The organism is Roseixanthobacter psychrophilus, assembly GCF_043195195.1.
Lineage (GTDB): Bacteria > Pseudomonadota > Alphaproteobacteria > Rhizobiales > Xanthobacteraceae > NCEH01.
Window position 1 is genome coordinate 34,892 of the sequence record NZ_JBAFWT010000027.1, and the last position, 19,022, is coordinate 53,913.

General features: G+C 65.1%; 17 protein-coding genes. 12 read left to right on the forward strand and 5 right to left on the reverse strand.

Features of this window, described 5'->3' with window-relative positions:
• Positions 1 to 13: 13 nt before the first annotated feature.
• From V5F77_RS20025 to V5F77_RS20040, 4 genes are all read right to left on the reverse strand, one after another.
• Positions 14 to 1,045, reverse strand: coding sequence for a hypothetical protein (locus V5F77_RS20025; protein WP_429007108.1), 1,032 nt, complete (start codon positions 1,043 to 1,045; stop codon positions 14 to 16).
• 478 nt (positions 1,046 to 1,523) lie between these two features.
• A complete protein-coding gene (locus V5F77_RS20030) occupies positions 1,524 to 2,633 on the reverse strand; it encodes an extracellular catalytic domain type 1 short-chain-length polyhydroxyalkanoate depolymerase (protein ID WP_429007109.1) in 1,110 nt (369 codons plus the stop codon).
• A 493-nt stretch (positions 2,634 to 3,126) separates the two neighbouring features.
• Positions 3,127 to 4,506, reverse strand: coding sequence for an FAD-containing oxidoreductase (locus V5F77_RS20035; RefSeq protein ID WP_429007110.1), 1,380 nt, complete (start codon positions 4,504 to 4,506; stop codon positions 3,127 to 3,129).
• Positions 4,503 to 4,964 carry a DUF4126 family protein gene (locus V5F77_RS20040; RefSeq protein ID WP_429007111.1) on the reverse strand — a complete coding sequence of 154 codons (462 nt, stop codon included), beginning with the start codon at positions 4,962 to 4,964 and terminating at the stop codon, positions 4,503 to 4,505. The genes V5F77_RS20035 and V5F77_RS20040 overlap by 4 nt, the downstream gene beginning before the upstream one ends.
• 434 nt (positions 4,965 to 5,398) lie before the next feature.
• Between V5F77_RS20040 and V5F77_RS20045 the strand changes: the two genes are divergently transcribed.
• The 8 genes from V5F77_RS20045 to glnT all read left to right on the forward strand — a co-directional run bounded on the left by V5F77_RS20045 (position 5,399) and on the right by glnT (position 12,722).
• Positions 5,399 to 5,554: a hypothetical protein gene (locus V5F77_RS20045; protein WP_429007112.1), complete on the forward strand. Its 156-nt coding sequence runs from the start codon at positions 5,399 to 5,401 to the stop codon at positions 5,552 to 5,554.
• Positions 5,555 to 5,763: 209 nt separating this feature from the next.
• Positions 5,764 to 6,135, forward strand: a complete 372-nt coding sequence (locus V5F77_RS20050; protein WP_429007113.1) for a YciI family protein — start codon at positions 5,764 to 5,766, stop codon at positions 6,133 to 6,135.
• On the forward strand, positions 6,132 to 7,409 hold the full coding sequence (locus tag V5F77_RS20055) for an RNA polymerase sigma factor (protein ID WP_429007114.1): 1,278 nt from the start codon (positions 6,132 to 6,134) through the stop codon (positions 7,407 to 7,409). The genes V5F77_RS20050 and V5F77_RS20055 overlap by 4 nt, the downstream gene beginning before the upstream one ends.
• 123 nt (positions 7,410 to 7,532) lie before the next feature.
• Positions 7,533 to 8,192, forward strand: a complete 660-nt coding sequence (locus V5F77_RS20060) for a helix-turn-helix domain-containing protein (RefSeq protein WP_429007115.1) — start codon at positions 7,533 to 7,535, stop codon at positions 8,190 to 8,192.
• Between the two features lie 119 nt (positions 8,193 to 8,311).
• A complete protein-coding gene (locus tag V5F77_RS20065; RefSeq protein WP_429007116.1) occupies positions 8,312 to 9,211 on the forward strand; it encodes a class II glutamine amidotransferase in 900 nt (299 codons plus the stop codon).
• Complete coding sequence (locus V5F77_RS20070; protein WP_429007117.1) at positions 9,208 to 9,915, forward strand: protein glxC; 708 nt, start codon at positions 9,208 to 9,210, stop codon at positions 9,913 to 9,915. Before V5F77_RS20065 ends, V5F77_RS20070 begins: the two co-directional genes overlap by 4 nt.
• A 20-nt stretch (positions 9,916 to 9,935) precedes the next feature.
• A complete protein-coding gene (locus tag V5F77_RS20075) occupies positions 9,936 to 11,273 on the forward strand; it encodes an FMN-binding glutamate synthase family protein (RefSeq protein ID WP_429007118.1) in 1,338 nt (445 codons plus the stop codon).
• Between the two features lie 99 nt (positions 11,274 to 11,372).
• Positions 11,373 to 12,722: a type III glutamate--ammonia ligase gene (gene glnT, locus V5F77_RS20080; protein WP_429007148.1), complete on the forward strand. Its 1,350-nt coding sequence runs from the start codon at positions 11,373 to 11,375 to the stop codon at positions 12,720 to 12,722.
• Between the two features lie 68 nt (positions 12,723 to 12,790).
• Here the strand turns inward: glnT and V5F77_RS20085 are convergent, their stop codons facing one another.
• The gene (locus V5F77_RS20085; protein ID WP_429007119.1) at positions 12,791 to 13,765 is read right to left on the reverse strand and encodes a LysR family transcriptional regulator; all 975 of its coding nucleotides are present in this window, start codon (positions 13,763 to 13,765) and stop codon (positions 12,791 to 12,793) included.
• A 105-nt stretch (positions 13,766 to 13,870) separates the two neighbouring features.
• Between V5F77_RS20085 and V5F77_RS20090 the strand changes: the two genes are divergently transcribed.
• From V5F77_RS20090 to V5F77_RS20105, 4 genes are read left to right on the forward strand one after another with little or no spacing between them, the layout of a single operon-like run.
• Complete coding sequence (locus V5F77_RS20090) at positions 13,871 to 15,124, forward strand: sarcosine oxidase subunit beta family protein (RefSeq protein ID WP_429007120.1); 1,254 nt, start codon at positions 13,871 to 13,873, stop codon at positions 15,122 to 15,124.
• Between the two features lies 1 nt (position 15,125).
• Entirely contained in the window at positions 15,126 to 15,419 is a 294-nt protein-coding gene (locus tag V5F77_RS20095; protein WP_429007121.1) for a sarcosine oxidase subunit delta, read from the forward strand.
• Positions 15,416 to 18,379: a sarcosine oxidase subunit alpha family protein gene (locus tag V5F77_RS20100; RefSeq protein WP_429007122.1), complete on the forward strand. Its 2,964-nt coding sequence runs from the start codon at positions 15,416 to 15,418 to the stop codon at positions 18,377 to 18,379. The genes V5F77_RS20095 and V5F77_RS20100 overlap by 4 nt, the downstream gene beginning before the upstream one ends.
• Complete coding sequence (locus tag V5F77_RS20105) at positions 18,372 to 18,986, forward strand: sarcosine oxidase subunit gamma (protein ID WP_429007123.1); 615 nt, start codon at positions 18,372 to 18,374, stop codon at positions 18,984 to 18,986. The genes V5F77_RS20100 and V5F77_RS20105 overlap by 8 nt, the downstream gene beginning before the upstream one ends.
• Positions 18,987 to 19,022: the final 36 nt, after the last annotated feature.

The following is a 19,022-nucleotide window of genomic DNA, read 5'->3' on the forward strand; positions in this document are numbered from 1 at the left end:
GATCGCGGTCGGGTCAGGGCAGTTGCGACAGGGTCGCGGGGCCGGGACCGGGCGTGATCAGGGTCGGCCATTGCTTGGAGCCGAACGGCACCAGCGGCGGCAGGAACGGCGTCATGCCGCGCTTGGTGGCGTCGGCGATGATGGCATCGCGCGCGTCGCCGCCCATCAGTTCGTAATCCATCACCGCATTATTGCCGAAGAACAGGCCGCCGACCGTGCGGTCGGCGATGATGCGGGTCAGCGAGCCCAGCATGTCTTCCGGCGTGGTGGTGAAGGAGACGGTCTCGATCAGGATCAGGCGCGAATTGATCGCGTCCGGACCGAAGAACTGGGCGAGGATGCTGTAGAGAATATTGTTCTGCCGCGCGACATAGATGGTGTTGCTGGCGGCATAGGTCTTGTCCCAATCTGGGCCGAGCATGGCCTTCCATTCGGCGACCACGCCCATCCAATGGTTGACCTGCGTCTGGGCGGCCCAGGCGATGCTCTTCTTGAGCTGCGGCCCCTGCTTCTTGGTGAAGGCGGCCAGCGCGTCGAAGGTGATGACGCCCTTCTTGAGGCTCTCATCCATGAAGGCGATGTTGTCCTTCAGGATCTGCGCATTGTTCGGGCGCCATTCCGGCGGCATGGAGGTCTTGTCGAGGCTGTCGAGCGCGGCCTGCATCTGGGCGCGGAACGCGCTCATGGGGCCGACCCAGCTCTGGTCGGCGGGCTTGTCCAGGTGCGGACCGGCCAGCACCGACAGCACCATGGTGCTGTGGCCGATGGACTTGAGGAGCTGGTAGACGTCCGGCACCGAGGGCGCCTCGAGGCGCGGCTGGCCGGGCCGGTACAACATCAGCCGCCCGCCAGAGCCGGAGAACAGGGCCAGGATAACCGGGTGCTGGGCCAGGATGTTGGCGGAGACGATGCGGCTGGTATCGCCATAGAGCGCGAACATGGCCGTATTCAGCGCAAGAACATTGTCTTTTGCCGTATCGGCCGCGCTGGGCACCGGCCCGCCGACAATGATATTAAGGAACGGCGGCGCGGTTTCCGCAGCCACCCGAGACGCGGTCACACCCGAAAATAATACCAGGCATGACAATGCGATCGCCCGCACAGGCGCGCTGTATTTTCTCATATACCCCCCAGATGATACCTAGTCACATCGCCTCGTGTGGGGTTCATAAACCGCACGACGATGACTCTTTTCATTTTGAGAGAGTATTATACTTCCAAAGTGGAAATTGCACTGAACTTCCAGCGGAATTTAAAGAAAATTAAAGGTGGCGGCACGCCTGACGGTTGAGCTTCACCGCGGCGACTGTCACAGCTCGGACGACGGCCCGGCGATATTCAAACTTGGCCGTGAAGCCGATGGGCGGCGCGTGGGGCGGGCCTTGACGCGTAGGGCAAATCTTGACGCGTGGGGCATGTCTTGAATCGGTGGGCACGCAGCAGCCTCGCGGGCAGCCGCGAACGGCCGCCCGCGCGCTGCGCAAAACGCCGACGGCCGCCTCAGGCGATCGCCGACGGCGGTATCAATCCTCAATACGCGTGTGCTGAAGGAAGAAGCGCACCATTTCCCGGCTGGCATCGGGCCCGCGCGGATCGGCATAGCTGCCCTGCTGGCTGCCGCCGGACCAGGCGTGGCCGAGGCCATGGAGCACCCAATGCTCCAGAACCGCGCGGCCGCGCCGGTCGCTGAGGATGCGCCGGCTATAGGCCGTGCCGTCCGGGCTGGTTCCCCGCGTCACGGCCTCATCGAGGGTCGCTCCGCCCTTGGACTGGGCCACCACGTGCTCGCCATTGGTGGGGTGAACGGTATTGTCGCGATCCCCGTGGAAGACGATGGTCGGGACGATGGCCCCGCCCCGCGCGCCGTCCGCGGTCGAGACGAACGGCACCGCGCCGCCCTGGCGCATCGCCGTGAACGCCGAGGACATGTCGCTGGCGGCGCCGCAGGCGAGGCCGGAATGCACGCCGATGGCCGCATAGAGATCGGGATAGGTGGTGCCGAGGATCGCCGCGACGGCGCCGCCCGCCGAGAGGCCGGCCACATAGACCCGTCCCGGCGCCACCGCATAGTTCGCCATTACATCGCGGGTAATGCCGGCGATCAGCGAAGGCTCGCCCTGCCCGCGCTTCTGGTCCGCCGCATTGAACCAGTTCCAGCATTTTGAGGCATTGGCGGACTGCACCTGCGCGGGATAGGCCACCAGCAGCCCATGTTCCTCGGCCACCTCGTTCATCCGCGTGCCGGCGGCGAAATCGTCGGGAGACTGGGTGCAGCCGTGCAGCATCACCAGCAGCGGCAAGGGCTTTTTGCCATAGCGGCTGGGCACGTAGAGCTTATAGGTGCGGCTGCCCGCTGCATTGGCATAGACGTGGTCGCGGAACGCGCCATCGTCCCGGCCCGGAGTCCCCGCCGGGGCCGGGGCCGGCGGCGCGAAGAAGCCCTTCAGCGAATCGGAAAGATAGTCGGATACAGAGGCGCCGGACTGCGCGGCCCCTGCCACCAGCCCTGCCTCCAGCCCCGCACCGGGCTCGGTGCCGACAGCGCGGCGCAGAAGCGCCACCGCCTCCTCAAGCCGGCCTTCGCGCGTCAGCCGCGTGGCTTCCATCATGTCGATCTTGTTGGGCATGTGCATCGAGAAGTGTCCTGAACTGGAACGGTTTCCGACACGAGCGGGCCGCCGTTCCATGGAATGCAAAATAACGGCCCCGCGCATGCGGGCGGACGGATAGAGCCGAGGCGGGCGCGGTGGGGGGATGTGCAGAGGGACGACCCCTAGGCTGGCTGATATCTAGATGGGCCGTGATTGCTGCATCGCAATAGGAAATGCCGTCACAATGATGCAACGCAGCAGAATTTACAAGCGCCGGCCGAGCTTGCCGGAGCATTTTCTGACAAGCTGACGCTAGGGAAGCTTCGCTCTGACGGGACCGGACGGGGGCCGGGGAGCCCTGACATACCCCCCGCAAAATTCGCGCTGCTGAACTTCGCCGGAATTTGCCGATCAATGCCGCGAACATGCAGAATAAACGGCTCTTCCGCGCTGTTCTTCTTCGCCGATCCGATGTTTCACATGAAACATTTGCCCCAGAACCGGGCTTTTGCGGGGCCTTTCGGTTCGATGCGTCCTAGCCGGCCGGCTTCAAATCTCCAATCAATGTCGGGATGAGTTCCGACACGGTCGGATGGATCGGCACCGCCCATTGCAGGACATCATAGGGCTGGTCCGCATTCATCATGTCGAGAATGCCGTGGATCGCCTCGTCGCCACCGGTGCCGAGGATGGCGACACCGAGGATGCGCTTGGTCTGCGCATCCGCCATCATCTTCATGAATCCAGTGGTCTCACCCTTTTCCACCGCCCGCCCGACCCGCGACATGGGGCGGGTCGAGACCAGCAGCAGCCGCCCGCTCTCGCGCGCCTGCGCCTCGCTCATGCCCACGCGGCCGAGCGGCGGGTCGGTATAGAGGGCATAGCCCGAAACCCGCGCCGACAGCCGCCGCGCCGCCCCGTCGAGCAGGTTGGCGGCGATGATCTCGAAATCATTATAGGCGGTATGGGTAAAGGCGCCGCGCCCGTTGCAATCCCCCATGGCCCAGATGCCGGGCACATTGGTCTGCAATTGGTCGTCGACCTTGATATAGCCGCGCCCGTCCACCTCCACCCCCGCCTTGTCCAGCGCGAGATCGCCCGTGTTCGGCACCCGCCCAATGGCGATCAGCACATGGCTGGCGGCAATCTCCGGCGTCCCGCCATCTCCCTCCGCCCGCACCTTCGCGCCCGCCCCGTCCCTGGCGAAGGCGAGCGAGGTGACGCCGGTGCGCACCGCGATCCCCTCGGCCGTGAGAAAGCGGGCGATCTCGGCGGAAATATCCTCATCCTCCCGCGGCACCAGGCGCGGCCCCCTCTCCAACACGGTGACATCGGCACCGAACCGGCGGAAAGCCTGAGCGAATTCAAGGCCGATATAGCTGCCGCCCACCACCACCAGATGGCCCGGCACCACGTCGAGATCGAGCATGCCGGTATTGGTGAGATAGTCGATCTCCCCAAGGCCCGGCAGGTCCGGCACCAGGGCGCGCCCGCCCACATTGAGGAAGATGCGGGGAGCACTGAGCACCGCATCGCCGACCCGCAGGCTGGTCGGGCTCTCGAACCGGGCATGCCCGCGCAGCAAAGTCAGGCCGGACATGCCTTCCATCCAGGCGGTGAGCCCGTTGCGGGCGTTCATCGTCACCTGATGGGCGCGGGCGTGGACCCGCGCCATATCGATGCCCACCGCCCCCGGCACCACGACCCCGAAATCCGCCGCGCGACGGGCCATGTGGGCGGCATAGGCGCTCGCCACCAGAGCCTTGGTCGGCATGCAGCCGGTATTGACACAGGTGCCGCCGATCAACTGGCGCTCGACCAGCGCCACCCGCATGCCTGAAGAGGTCAGCCGCCCGGCGAGCGGCGGCCCGGCCTGCCCCGCGCCGATGATGATGGCATCGAAAGCTTCGCTCATCGTAGCGCTCCCAGAACGAGGAGGGCGCCGGCCACCGCGATCACATCCTCGATCAGAGCCGCCGGCAGGTCATATCCGAGCCGGGCTGCAAGCCGCCCCCGCACGGCCGCGCCGCCATAGGTGCCGATCACCGCCCCCACCACACCGAGCGCGATCCCCGCCAATGCCGCCCCGGCAGGCATGGCAAGGGCCGCGCCGCACACGGCGCCGCTGACGATGCGCGCGCCGAACTGCATGGGCACCTTGCGGCTTGGCGTGAACGGCAGCTTGTCGGCGACGAGTTCACCCAGGGCGAAGAGGCTGAGCACCGCGACCGCGATCCCGGAGGCGAGGAACGCCAGCCAGGAGCCGCCAAGGTCCAGCAAGCCGAGCCAAGCCGCCCAGCTCACCATCGCCAATGGCGTCATGGTGCGAAGGCCGCATAGAATTCCGGTGAGCAAAGGGAGCAGAAGCGTCATGGCCGAAGGTCTCGCTCAATGCCACGAGGGCGGGAAGCCGGGGGGAAGAGAGATGACGGAGAACGGTGGGAACATGGCGTGATTGAGCAGGTACCGTCCCCTGGGGGGACGCGACGCCGCCGGATTTTGATAGCTTACATGAAAGCTGCGTGCCGTTCAGCCTCGTCGGTTCCGCCGTTTTACTCTGGGGAAGCGCTACTCAGGCATGCGGAACGCCGCGACGGATATTGCCGAGGGCGCGCGCGGGCGCTGCGACGGAGCCAACCAAAATATAAATAAAGGCCGCCGGTTTCAGTAAAATCGTAGCTCTGCCGCGGTAAAGAGCGTATAGTATTTTCATGTCAATTCATAAATTTTCTCTCGGCGATCACGTCGAACTTTCCATCGGTCCGTTCTATCGAGCCACTGCGGGCGCATACGATATCGTTGCGCTGATGCCTTTCGAGCGAGGGGAATGCTCCTATCGGGTGCGCGCCTCGGCCGAAAAACATGAGCGCGTCGTCCTCGAAAGCGACCTCCGCCTCATTCCGCGGGCCGAAGGCTCGGTGCCGATGCTGCCGACCATCGCCATCGCCAAGAAGCGCGCCTGAACAGCGCGCCTCTCCGCTTTCCTCCGTTCGACATCGCAATTCCAATGCCTGACGTCCGCCACGGCCTCGCCGCGCGCGGACGTTGTGCATTGTGGCGCCGCTGCCCGCAGCTTCCGTATGGGAAATCAAAGATAAACCGGTTTTAATTCCGATCCCTGTCGGCTGCGGCCAGTGTGGCCCGTCTTAGGCAGGAGGAGGAAAGAAAACCGATGTTGTATGCCATTCTTTGCTATCATTCCGAGGATGTCGTCTGTTCCTGGAGCAAGGAGGAGGACGATGCGGTCATGGCCAAGCTGATGACCGTGCACGAGAAGCTGGAACGGGACGGCCGGCTCGGCCCGGTGGTGCGGCTGCTGCCCACCACGGCCGCCACCACCTTGCGCAAGGACCAGGATCCGCCGCTGGTGCTCGACGGGCCGTTCGCCGAAACCAAGGAACAATTGCTCGGCTTCTACGTGGTCGAATTCGACACGCTGGACGAAGCGCTGGAGGCCGCACGCGAGCTCGGCCGCGCCAATCCGGGTGGCGCTTATGAAATCCGCCCGATCGCGCTCTACCATCCCGGGAGTGCCGGTGCGTGAGCGACCTTGCCTGGATCGACGCCACCCTCGCCGCCGCCCGTCCGCAGGCCACCGCAGCGCTGCTACGCTATTTCCGCGACCTCGATTTTGCCGAGGAAGCGGTCCAGGAGGCCTGCCTGCGTGCGTTGCGCACCTGGCCGAAGAACGGCCCTCCGCGCGATCCGGCCGCCTGGCTCATCATGGTCGGCCGCAATTCCGGCATTGATGAAACGCGCCGGCGCGCCAGGCTTGCCCCGCTGCCGCCCGAGGAAAGCCTCTCCGATCTCGGCGATACCGAGGACGAACTCGCCGAACGCCTCGACGGCGACCATTATCGCGACGACGTGTTGCGCCTGCTGTTCATCTGCTGCCATCCCGAGCTGCCCGCGACGCAGCAGATCGCGCTCGCGCTGCGGATCGTCTCCGGGCTCAGCGTATCCCAGATCGCGCGCGCGTTCCTGGTGAGCGAAGCGGCGATGGAGCAGCGGATCACCCGCGCGAAGAGCCGCATTGCCCGCGCCAACGTGCCGTTCGAGACACCCGGCGCGGTGGAGCGCGCGGACCGGCTCGCCGCCGTCGCCGCCATGCTCTATCTGCTGTTCAACGAAGGCTATTCGGCCACTGGAGCGGATGCGGATGCCCGCAGATCGCTGTGTGACGAGGCGATCCGCCTCGCGCGGTTGCTGCTTCGCCTGTTTCAAGCCGAGCCGGAGATCATGGGCCTGCTGGCGCTGCTGTTGCTCCAGCACGCGCGCACGGCGGCCCGCCACGACGCCGACGGTGCTATCGTGTTGCTGGACGATCAGGACCGCCGGCTTTGGAATTCCACCATGGTGGCCGAGGGCCTCGCCCTCATCGACAAGGCCATGCGCCACCGCCGGCCGGGGCCCTATCTGATCCAGGCGGCAATCGCCGCACTGCATGCCCGAGCGGAAAGCCCTGAACAGACCGACTGGGGCCAGATCGACCTGCTCTATGCCATGCTGGAGCATCTCCAGCCCTCCCCAGTCGTCACGCTCAACCGGGCGGTCGCGGTCTCCAAGGTGCGCGGGCCTGAGGCTGCGCTCGCCATGATCGGCCCTCTTGGGCAGCGCCTGGCGGGCTATTTCCATTTCCACGGGTTGAAAGGCGCCCTGCTGCTTCAGCTCGACCGCAAGGACGAAGCGCGAATCGCGTTCGACATGGCGATTTCGCTCGCCTCATCGCCTGCGGAGGCGGCCCATATCCGCCAGCACCTCGATCGGCTGCAGAACAGCGCGGGCACACCCTCCCATTCCCCAAACTCCGCCGCGTGAAAACGGCGAAGGCAGGCGGTCGGCGACGCCGGACGCAGCGGCATGCGCGGAAACGCTGGCCATCGCGCCCAAGACACGGGAAGATACACATTATCGACGAACCACGGGACCAGGGGCACGAGAGTGGCAGAGCGCAAGACCAGAGCCGCAAGCGAGGCCGCCGAGGTGGTCGATTATCCGACCGGGTCGGGCGCTCCCGCGGCAGTTGCCAGCACTCTTGAGGATGCACTTGGCATTCAGGTCCGCGCCATCCGCCGGCAATTGGACCTCACCGTTTCCGATCTGGCCGGCGCCGCCGGCATTTCCGTGGGAATGCTGTCAAAGATCGAGAACGGTCAGATTTCCCCTTCCCTGGCGACACTCCAGGCCATTTCCAAAGCCTTGAACGTGCCCATCACCACCTTGTTCTCCACCTTCGAGGAACGGCGCGACTGCTCCTTCGTGCGGGCCCACCAGGGCGTGATCATCGAACGGCGAGGCACCAAGGTCGGCCACCAATACGAATTGCTGGGCCATGGACTGGGCGGCGACATCGTGGTCGAGCCCTATCTCATCACCTTGTCGCAGGAGGCCGCGCCTTACACCGGCTTCCGCCATGCCGGGGTGGAGTTCATCTATATGCTCAGCGGGGAAGTGCTCTATCGCCACGCCGACCGCACGTATCACCTGCGCCCCGGCGATTCTCTGATGTTCGATTCCGGCGCCGCACATGGTCCCGAAGAGCTGATCGTTGCGCCGATGACCTATCTTTCCATCATCGTCTACACGCGCGACCCGCGCTGAGCCCCCGGGCTCTGTAGCGTTTTCCTAGAGAGAAAATTTTATTCCGCCCGCGTTGACGAGGCGGCGCGCGCGGCGTACCACTCCGAAGACGGCCATGTTTCGGCCCCCGGAGTTCAGCCATGTGCGGCATCGTCGGTATCTTTCTGAAAGACCCCAAACTCGAGCCCGAGCTTGGACAAATGCTTTCCTCCATGCTGTGCGTCATGACCGATCGCGGTCCCGACAGCGCCGGCTTCGCCATCTACGGAAATGGCGCGGCGGACCATGTGAAGCTCTCCCTGCGGGCCGTGGAAGGCTATGATTTCGAGGGCCTTGCCCATTCGCTTTCGGTCGTCGTCGGTGGCGACCCCCGTCTCGTCGTGCGGGCCAGCCATGCGGTGATCGAAATTCCCGCAGCCAAGGAAGCCGTCGTGCGCGAGGCGCTCGCGGCCCATCATCCCGAGGTCGCCATCGTCGGCACCGGCGCGCGCATGGAGATCTTCAAGGAGATCGGCCTGCCAAGCGAGGTCGCCGAGCGCTTCGACCTGCCGAAGATGAGCGGCACCCACGGCATCGGCCACACCCGCATGGCGACGGAAAGCGCGGTGACCACGGCCGGCGCCCACCCCTTCTCCACCGGCGCCGACCAGTGCCTGGTGCACAATGGCTCGCTCTCCAACCACAACGATTTGCGCCGCCAGCTCAAGCGCGAAGGCATCGCCTTCGCCACCGAGAACGACAGCGAAGTCGCCGCCGGATATCTCACCTGGCGCATGAAGCAGGGGGACACCCTTGGCGATGCTCTGGAAGCCGGGCTTAAGGATCTGGACGGCTTCTTCACCTTCGTTGTCGGCACCGAAAGCGGCTTCGGCGTGCTGCGCGATCCCATCGCCTGCAAGCCGGCCGTGATGGCCGAGACCGACCAATATGTGGCGTTCGCCTCCGAATACCGCGCCCTGGTGAACCTGCCGGGCATCGCCGATGCCCGCGTGTTCGAGCCCGAGCCTGCTACCGTCTATTTCTGGGACCGCGCCGCATGAACGCCTTCAGCCCCGACATCACTTTCGACCTCGCGCAAAGCGAGCTGCGCGAGCTGAACGGCGCGCTGCACAAGGTCACCGGCGAGACCAATGCCAAGCTCTGGCGCGTGCTCAACCCCAACGGCCGACATGCTTTGGCGGCCGGCGTGGACGCTCCAATCACCATCGAGGTGGAGGGTCATGTGGGTTATTATTGCGCCGGCATGAACCAGCAGGCGAGCATCATCATCCACGGCAATGCCGGGGTCGGCGTCGCCGAGAACATGATGAGCGGCTTCGTCCATGTGCTGGGCGACGCCAGCCAGGCGGCCGGCGCCACGGCCCATGGCGGCATGCTGCGTATCGACGGCAATGCCTCGGCCCGGTGCGGCATCTCCATGAAGGGGATCGACATCATCGTACAGGGCTCGATCGGCCATATGAGCGCCTTCATGGGCCAGTCCGGCAATCTCATCGTGTTCGGCGATGCCGGCGAAGCGCTGGGCGACAGCCTCTATGAAGCCAAGCTGTTCGTGCGCGGTTCGGTGAAGAGCCTCGGTGCGGACTGCATCGAGAAGGAATTGCGCGACGAGCACAAGCAGCTTCTCAACGAAAAGCTCGCATCCGCAGGTCTCTCCGGCACCATCGATGTATCCGAGTTCAAGCGATATGGCTCGGCTCGCCGGCTCTACAATTTCCACATCGACAATGTCGATGCCTATTGATGCGTGAGGACGACACTATCATGAGCGCCCACTCCAACGTCCCCCGCACTTTGCCCCGTTTCTCCGCAACCTTCGACCCGCACACCCTGTCGGAGATCCGGCGCGCGGCTGCGACCGGCATTTACGACATCCGCGGCGGCGGCACCAAGCGCAAGCTGCCTCATTTCGACGACCTGCTGTTCCTCGGCGCCTCAGTCTCGCGCTATCCGCTTGAAGGCTATCGCGAAAAGTGCGGCACCGAGGTGGTGCTCGGCACCCGCTTCGCGAAGAAGCCGATCACGCTCAAGACCCCTGTCACCATCGCCGGCATGAGCTTCGGTGCGCTCTCCGCGCAGGCGAAGGAAGCCCTGGGGCGCGGGGCGTCGGCAGTCGGCACCTCCACCACCACCGGCGACGGCGGCATGACGAGCGAAGAGCGGGGCCATTCGCAGACCCTGGTCTACCAATATCTGCCTTCGCGCTATGGCATGAATCCCAACGACCTGCGCAAGGCGGACGCGATCGAGATCGTGATCGGCCAGGGCGCCAAGCCCGGTGGCGGCGGCATGCTGCTGGGGCAGAAGATTTCCGACCGCGTGGCGGGCATGCGCAACCTGCCGCAGGGCATCGACCAGCGCTCCGCCTGTCGCCATCCGGATTGGACCGGCCCGGACGATCTGGAAATCAAGATCGGCGAATTGCGCGAAATCACCGATTGGGAGAAGCCGATCTATGTGAAGGTCGGCGCCTCGCGCCCCTATTACGACATCTCGCTGGCCGTGAAGTCCGGCGCCGACGTGGTGGTGCTCGATGGCATGCAAGGCGGCACGGCGGCGACGCAGGACGTGTTCATCGAGCATGTCGGCCTGCCCATCCTCTCGGCCATCGGCCCTGCGGTTCAGGCGCTGCGCGACCTCGGCCTACACCGCAAGGTGCAGCTCATCGTCTCCGGCGGCATCCGCAACGGGGCGGATGTGGCCAAGGCCCTTGCGCTGGGCGCCGATGCGGTTGCCATCGGCACCGCGGCGCTGGTGGCGCTCGGCGACAACGATCCGCAATATGAGGCGGAATACGAGGCCCTTGGCAGCACCGCCGGCGCCTATGACGACTGGCACGAGGGCCTGGACCCTGCCGGCATCACCACCCAGGATCCCGTGCTCTCAGCCCGGCTGGATCCGATCAAGGCGGGCCGGCGGCTCGCCAATTATCTCAGCGTGATGACCCTGGAAGCGCAGACCATCGCGCGGGCCTGCGGCAAGAGCCATCTGCACAATCTGGAGCCGGAGGACCTCGTGGCCCTCACCATCGAGGCCGCCGCCATGGCTGGCGTGCCGCTTGCTGGCACCAACTGGATCCCCGGCAAGGGCGGCGCCTACTGATCGCCCGGCCGGACCGGCGCGCCTTCATCCAGGCGCGTCGGCAACACAACGAAAATACAAGACCTTCCCAGAGGATTTGACATGATCCGATTGCCCGAAATGACGCGCGAAGCCGATGGCCGCGCCGCTGCCTCAGCCCTCACCCCCGACGCAGACCTCGCAAAGGTTGCCCAGGAGCGGGGCATCAAATATTTCCTCATCTCCTACGTCGACTTGTTCGGCGGCCTGCGCGCCAAGCTGGTGCCGGCTTCCGCCATATCGGGCATGCAGCAGGATGGGGCCGGTTTTGCCGGCTTCGCCACCTGGCTCGATATGACCCCGGCCGACCCGGACCTGTTCGCGGTGCCGGACCCCACCTCCCTCATCCAGCTTCCCTGGAACCCGGAGATCGGTTGGCTCGCTTCGGACCTCTACATGGAGGGCAAGCTGGTCGAGCAGGCGCCCCGCACGGTGCTGAAGGCGCAGCTCGCCGCCGCCGCCGCCCTCGGCTACGAGATGAAGAGCGGGGTCGAGTGCGAATACTTCCTCACCAATGCCGATGGCAGCGCCATCCATGATACCGCCGACACGGCGGTGAAGCCCTGTTACGACCAGTCCGCTTTGATGCGCCAGTATCCGGTCATCAAGGAAATCTGCGACGCCATGTTGTCGCTCGGCTGGGGCGCCTATCAGAACGACCATGAAGACGCCAACGGCCAGTTCGAAATGAACTGGAATTACGACAACGCGCTTGTCACCGCCGACCGGCACGTGTTCTTCAAGTTCATGGTCAAGAGCATTGCCGAGCGGCATGGCTTGCGTGCCACCTTCATGCCCAAGCCCTTTATCAACCTCACCGGTTCGGGTTGCCACGTCCATGTCTCACTGTGGGACAAGGATGGCAAGAACGCGTTCGGCGATAAGGCGGGCAAGCTCGGGGTTTCCGACCTCGGCTACAGCTTCATCGGCGGGCTGATTCATAATGCCGACGCGCTCTGCGCCCTGACCAATCCGACGGTGAATTCCTACAAGCGCATCAACGCGCCGCGCACCATTTCCGGCGCCACCTGGGCGCCCAATACGGTGACCTACACCGGCAATAACCGCACCCACATGATCCGCATTCCGGACGCGGGCCGGTTCGAATTCCGTCTCGCCGACGGGGCCGCCAATCCCTATCTGCTGCAGGCCGGTGTGCTGGCGGCGGGGCTGGACGGCATCCAGAATGCGCGCGACCCCGGCGAGCGGCTCGATATCAACATGTACACCGACGGCCACAAGGTGGAGGGCGCCAAGAAATTGCCGCTCAATCTGCTGGACGCATTGCGCGCGCTGGACTCTTCAACCGTCCTCAGCGAACGCATGGGCAACAGTCTGGTGACCGGTTTCGTGAAGCTGAAGATGGAGGAATGGAACGCCTATTCCCGCCATCTCACCCAGTGGGAACGTGAAACCACTCTGGATATCTGAACCGCTTTACCGCTGCGGATTGAGACGGAACGACAAGCCGGCGCCTGATGCGCCGGTTTTTTTTACAATCACCCTTGCCCCAGCCACGGCATCGCCGCCCGCAGCTCCGGCCAGCATTTCTCCTCCAGATGCGTCCGGCAGAAGGCGGCCACGTCGCGCGGTAGGCGGCCGAGCTCCTGGCGACGGGCGATCAGGGTGAGGCTGCGCTGGAACGCCGGACCGGGCAGCGGCCAACAGGCAAGCTGCGCCATCGGCACTGCCGCCTCCAGCAGGCACAAAGGTGTTGTCACGGCGAAGCCTGCACCCTGCGCCACCATTGCGGTAACGCATTGGGGCGTATCGAACTCCAGCCGGCGCGGCAGGTCCAGCTTCAGCCGACGCAGATGGCGCTCCACCTCGATGCCGGTTTTGGAGCGAGCGGAGAAACGCACCAGGGGCAAGCGCGCGGCGAGGCTCGCGAGATCATCCACGCGCGCGGGTTTCTGCGTGCCGACGGGTGCGATCAGGACATAAGGCTCGGTCAACAGTACGAACCGCTCCAGCCCCTCGATTTCCTCCAGTTCATCGGGCGCCAGCAGCAGGTCCATCTGCCGCGTCAGCAAGGCCGAAGCATGGGAGGCCGTGAGCCCGGAGAGAATGGAGACCTGATCCGCCAGCGCCATGAGATGGGCGCCCAAAGGTGCAGCCAGGGCCCGCGAAAGGGAATCCACCAGACCGACGCGCAAGAGCGGCAAGCGGCCGTGCATAGTCTCCCGCAACATGGGAGCGATCTGCCGGGCCTCCGAAAGCAACGCGCTGGCCCGCTGGCGAAGCACCCCACCCGCTGGGGTGAGACCCAGCGGCCTCACCGAACGGTCAAACAGCACCGCGCCGGTGCGCGCTTCAAGGTCCGCCACGGCCTGCGAAACGGCAGGCTGGGTGAGGCCAAGCTGGCGCGCAGCCCCCGCCATCGCACCCTGCTCGCAGACCGCCAAAAAAATCTCAAGCGTGCGCAGATCGAACGGCAGGGCTTCCGCCCGCTGGGCAACGCCTCGCAAGGCCATGAGCCGGCTCCCATACTATAAGCAATAATTATATCATGCCTTATTTTCAGGTGCGGTATGGATTCTCATAAGGGTGATCTGCCCCCGTTGAGTGAGCCGCCCGGCATGTCGCATTATTCCGTCCTCTCGATCCTCGCCAATGCCTTCAACGGCCAGAAGGGGTGGACCCCGGCATGGCGCGACGCCGTGCCCAAGCCGGCTTATGACGTGATTGTGGTGGGCGGCGGCGGCCATGGGCTCGCGACCGCCTATTATCTCGCCAAGGAGCACGGCATCCGCAATGTGGCGGTGCTGGAGAAGGGCCATATCGGCTCCGGCAATGCCGGGCGCAACACCACCATCATCCGCTCCAACTATCTGCTGCCCGGCAATGAACCCTTCTATGAATGGTCAATGAAGCTGTGGGAGGGTCTGGAGCAGGACGTCAATTACAATGCCATGGTCAGCCAGCGGGGCGTGCTGAACCTCTATCATTCCGACGCCCAGCGCGATGCCTATGCGCGGCGCGGCAATGCCATGCGGCTGAATGGGGCGGACAGCGAATTGCTGGACCGCGATCAGGTGCGCGATATGGCACCGTTCCTGGATTTCGACCAGTCGCGCTTTCCCATCCAAGGTGGCTTGCTGCAAAAGCGTGGCGGCACGGCGCGTCATGACGCGGTCGTGTGGGGCTATGCGCGCGCGGCCAGCAAGCTTGGCGTGGACATTGTTCAAAATTGCGAAGTCACCGGCTTCATCCGCGTCGGCGACGCCGTGGTGGGCGTCGAGACGACGCGCGGGCCGATCCGCGCCGGCAAGGTGGGACTGGCGGTTGCCGGCTCCACCTCACGCCTCACCCAATTGCTGGACATGCGCCTGCCGATGGAAAGCCATGTCTTGCAGGCCTTCGTTTCGGAGGGGCTGAAGCCGCTGGTGCCGGGGGTCATCACCTTCGGCGCCGGACATTTCTACATCAGCCAGTCGGACAAGGGCGGCCTTGTCTTCGGCGGCGACATCGACGGCTATAATTCCTATGCCCAGCGCGGCAATCTGCCGGTGATCGAGGATGTGTGCGAAGCCGGCATGGCGCTGTTCCCGCGCATCGGTCGCTTACGCATCCTGCGCCATTGGGGCGGCATCATGGACATGTCCATGGACGGCTCCCCGATCATCGACAAGACCCATTTGCCCGGCCTCTATCTCAACGCTGGCTGGTGCTATGGCGGCTTCAAGGCAACCCCGGCCTCGGGCTGGTGCTTTGCCCACACCTTGGCGAAAGACGCACCCCATGCGTTGAACGCCGCCTTCCGCCTAGACCGTTTCCGCACCGGCCATCTCATCGACGAAAAGGGGGTCGGCGCCCAGCCGAACCTGCACTGACATGCGTATTCCCTGCCCCTATTGCGGCGTGCGCGACGCGCACGAATTCTCCTATCTCGGGGATGCGACCGTCTCCCGCCCCGCACCCGATGCGCCGGACGCCGAGGAGGCGTTCTTCCAATATGTCTATCTCAGGGACAACCCCGCCGGCCCGCATGAGGAACTGTGGTATCATGCCGCCGGCTGCCGCCAATGGCTGGTGGTGACGCGCGATACCCGCACCCATGACATCTCCGGTGCCCGCTTCGTCCGCGCGCCGAAAGCCGACCCGTCTTCGGCCGAGGTGATGCCATGAGCCGCCTGTCCTCTGGCGGCCTTATCGACCGCGCCAAGCCCCTCGCCTTCACCTTTGATGGCAAAGATTATAAGGGATTTGCGGGCGATACGCTGGCGTCCGCTCTGCTTGCCAATGATGTGCGGCTGGTGGGCCGCTCGTTCAAGTATCATCGTGCGCGCGGCATCTATTCGGCCGGCTCCGAAGAACCGAACGCGCTGGTGGAACTGCGCACCGGCGCCCGGCGCGAACCCAACACCCGTGCCACGATGGTGGAGCTTTATGACGGGCTCGAAGCCACGAGCCAGAACCGCTGGCCTTCGCTCTCGTTTGACTTGTTAAGCGCAAATCAGCTGTTCTCGCCTTTCCTCGGCGCGGGCTTCTACTACAAGACTTTCATGTGGCCGGCAGCGCTTTGGGAAAAGCTCTACGAGCCCGCCATCCGCCGCGCCGCAGGCCTCGGCCGGGCAGCGGAGGAGGCCGATCCCGACAGCTATGAGAAGGCGTTCGCCTTTTGCGATGTGCTGGTGATCGGCGGCGGGGCGTCTGGCCTGCTCGCCGCGCTCACCGCGGGGCGTGCCGGGGCGCGGGTGATCCTGACGGATGAGGATATCCTCCTCGGCGGCCGGCTGAACAGCGAACGCACCGCCATTGATGAAGCCGCCCCAGGCGTCTTCCTGTCCAAGGCACAAGCAGAACTTGCCGCGCTGCCCAATGTGCGGGTGATGCCGCGCACGACGGTGTTCGGCATTTACGATGGCGGCACCTATGGTGCACTGGAGCGCGTGGGCGACCATCTGCCCGTGCCCGGGCCGTTCCAGCCACGCCAACGCTATTGGAAGATCATCGCCAAGCGCGCCGTGCTGTGCGCCGGCGCCTTCGATCGGCCCATCGTGTTCGGCGGAAATGACCGGCCGGGCGTCATGTCGGCGCAGGCGCTTCGGACCTATGCGGTGCGTCATGCGGTATCCCCCGGCGCTAAGGCCGTGGTGTTCGCCAACAATGACCACGCCTGGAGCGCCGCCTTCGACGCGCACGACGCGGGCGTGAAAGTCTCCACCATCGTGGATGTGCGCGAAATCGTGTCGGCGGCGCTGGCGCAGGAAGCCAAAACGCGAGGCATCGCCGTCATTGCCGGTGGCGAAGTGATCGCAACTTCGGGCAAGCAGCTCGCCTCCGTCACCGTGCGCACCAAGACCGGCACGCAGGTTCTGCCGGCGCAAGTGCTCGGCATCTCCGGCGGGGCGACCCCAAATCTCGCGCTCACAAGCTATTTTGGCGGGCGGCCGAGATATGATGCCACGCTTGCCGCATTCGTGCCGGGCGCGACACCCCCCGGCCTGTCGGTGGCCGGAGCGGCGATGGGGCAATTCTCGCTGGCCCAATGCTTCGCCAGCGGAGCGGAACAGGGCGCGGCCGCAGCCCATGACGTCGGCTTCGATATCCCTGCTGCGCCACTGCCCAAGGCGGCTGATACGCCAACCTCCCTCTCCGCTTTCTGGCATGTGCAGGGGTCAAAGGGGCTGGCGTTCGTGGATTTCCAGAACGACGTCTCGGCGAAAGATGTGGCCATCGCCTATAAGGAAGGCTTCCGGGCGGTGGAATTGCTGAAGCGCTACACCACGCTCGGCATGGCCACCGACCAAGGCAAATCCTCCAACATGGCCGGCCTCGCCATCATGGCGGAATTGACCGGCCAGGGCATCGGCGAGACTGGAACCACCATGTTTCGTCCGCCCTTCGCGCCGGTCGCCTTCGGCGCCTTCGCCGGACATCATCGCGAAAAGGATTTCCGCCCGACGCGGCCCACCCCCACCCATGCCTGGGCGCAGACGCAGGGCGCGGTGTTCGTGGAAACCGGTCTGTGGCTGCGCGCGCAATATTTCCCCAAGCCCGGCGAAAAGGATTGGCTGGAGACCGTCACCCGCGAGGTGAAGGCGGTGCGCAGCTCGGTCGGCCTGATCGACGTCTCCACCTTCGGGAAGATCGATCTCCAGGGGCGGGATGTGGGCGCCTTTCTGGACCGGGTCTATATCAACACCTTCTCCACGCTCGCCATAGGCAAGGCACGCTATGGCGTGATGCTGCGCGAGGATGGCATCGTCATGGACGACGGCACAACCGCGCGCCTCGCCGACCACCATTATGTGATGACCACCACCACGGCCAATGCCGCCAAGGTGTTCCAGCATCTGGAATTCTGCCTCCAGGTTCTGTGGCCGGAACTGGACGTGCAGCTTGCTTCCATCTCCGAGCAATGGGCGCAGATCGCCATCGCCGGGCCGAAATCCCGCGACGTGCTGGCCAAGGTGGTCGATGCGCCGCTGGACGTCTCCAATGCCGGCCTGCCTTTCATGGGCGCGGTGGAGGCAACGGTGATGAAGGGCGTGCAGGCCCGCATCTTCCGCCTCTCCTTCTCCGGCGAACTCGGCTACGAAATCGCCGTTCCGGCCCGCCAGGGTGAAGCACTGACGCGGGCGCTGATGGCGGCTGGGCACTCCTTCGGCATTACCCCTTACGGCACCGAGGCGCTCGGCGTGATGCGCATCGAAAAGGGCCATGTCTCCGGCAACGAATTGACCGGGCAGACCAGCGCCCGCGACCTTGGTCTTGGCAAGATGGCCTCGACCAAGAAGGATTATATCGGGCGCATCATGGCGGGCCGCAAAGGCTTCACCGATCCCGACCGGCCGAGCTTTATTGGCTTCAAGCCGATGGATCGTGCGCATCGCCTGCGGGCCGGCGCCCATTTCCTGCCAATTGGCGCGGCGCCACAGGTGGAGAACGACGAGGGCTATATGAGTTCGGTCGCCTATTCGCCCACGCTTGGCCACTGGATCGGCCTCGGCTTCCTGAAAGGCGGCCGGGCGCGGATCGGGCAGAACGTGCGCGCCTATGACCCAGTCCGAGGTGGCGACATTGAGGTGGAAGTGTGCGATCCGGGCTTCGTCGATCCGGAAGGGGAGCGGCTGCGTGTCTGAGCTTCTTGCTGAAATTCCCGCAAGCGCCTTCGTGCCCGAAGGGCATTACGGGGCATGTGCCGGCACACCAGGCGTGGAGGCGCGGGTGGTGGACGCCCTCGCCCTTGCCACGATCGTGGTGCGCAAGGACGCGCGCGTGGCGGCGGCAGAGCTGGCGCAGTCCTCCCTTGGACTAACACTGCCAGCCGGACCGCACACCGCATCGGTGGATGAGTTGACCCTGATCGGCACAGGTCCCGGGCGGTTTCTCGCCCTGGCTGAAAACACGCCCGGCGCGGCACTCCTCACCCGCCTGGAGGCAGCGTTCGGCAAGACCGTGGCGCTCACCGACCAGAGCGACGGACAAGTGGTCATTGAACTGACCGGACCGGGTGTGTGCGATGCCCTGGCCAAGCTGGTGCCGCTCGACCTCGACCCACGCGCCTTCAAGGCCGGCGATGCTGCATCCACGCTGGTGGCGCTGGTTCCGGTCCTGCTGTGGCAGACCAATGCGGCCCCCACCTATCGCTTTGCCGTTCCGCGCTCGTTCGCTCCGGCTTTTCTTCGGGCGCTGACCACGGCCGGCGCGGAATTCGGCATTGCGCTCTTAGGCACCGGACGAGGTTGACGGCGGCGCGCCGCGCGCTTCCCCCCAAAAAAGCCT

Bases quoted from the DNA above. Each gene is read 5' to 3' on its own strand.
- glnT (WP_429007148.1), top strand. From the start codon at position 11,373: ATGACGCGCGAAGCCGATGGCCGCGCCGCTGCCTCAGCCCTCACCCCC.
- V5F77_RS20035 (WP_429007110.1), bottom strand. From the start codon at position 4,506: ATGAGCGAAGCTTTCGATGCCATCATCATCGGCGCGGGGCAGGCCGGG.
- V5F77_RS20095 (WP_429007121.1), top strand. From the start codon at position 15,126: ATGCGTATTCCCTGCCCCTATTGCGGCGTGCGCGACGCGCACGAATTC.
- V5F77_RS20075 (WP_429007118.1), top strand. From the start codon at position 9,936: ATGAGCGCCCACTCCAACGTCCCCCGCACTTTGCCCCGTTTCTCCGCA.
- V5F77_RS20090 (WP_429007120.1), top strand. From the start codon at position 13,871: ATGTCGCATTATTCCGTCCTCTCGATCCTCGCCAATGCCTTCAACGGC.
- V5F77_RS20050 (WP_429007113.1), top strand. From the start codon at position 5,764: ATGTTGTATGCCATTCTTTGCTATCATTCCGAGGATGTCGTCTGTTCC.
- V5F77_RS20070 (WP_429007117.1), top strand. From the start codon at position 9,208: ATGAACGCCTTCAGCCCCGACATCACTTTCGACCTCGCGCAAAGCGAG.
- V5F77_RS20100 (WP_429007122.1), top strand. From the start codon at position 15,416: ATGAGCCGCCTGTCCTCTGGCGGCCTTATCGACCGCGCCAAGCCCCTC.
- V5F77_RS20040 (WP_429007111.1), bottom strand. From the start codon at position 4,964: ATGACGCTTCTGCTCCCTTTGCTCACCGGAATTCTATGCGGCCTTCGC.
- V5F77_RS20030 (WP_429007109.1), bottom strand. From the start codon at position 2,633: ATGCACATGCCCAACAAGATCGACATGATGGAAGCCACGCGGCTGACG.
- V5F77_RS20065 (WP_429007116.1), top strand. From the start codon at position 8,312: ATGTGCGGCATCGTCGGTATCTTTCTGAAAGACCCCAAACTCGAGCCC.
- V5F77_RS20045 (WP_429007112.1), top strand. From the start codon at position 5,399: ATGCCTTTCGAGCGAGGGGAATGCTCCTATCGGGTGCGCGCCTCGGCC.
- V5F77_RS20085 (WP_429007119.1), bottom strand. From the start codon at position 13,765: ATGGCCTTGCGAGGCGTTGCCCAGCGGGCGGAAGCCCTGCCGTTCGAT.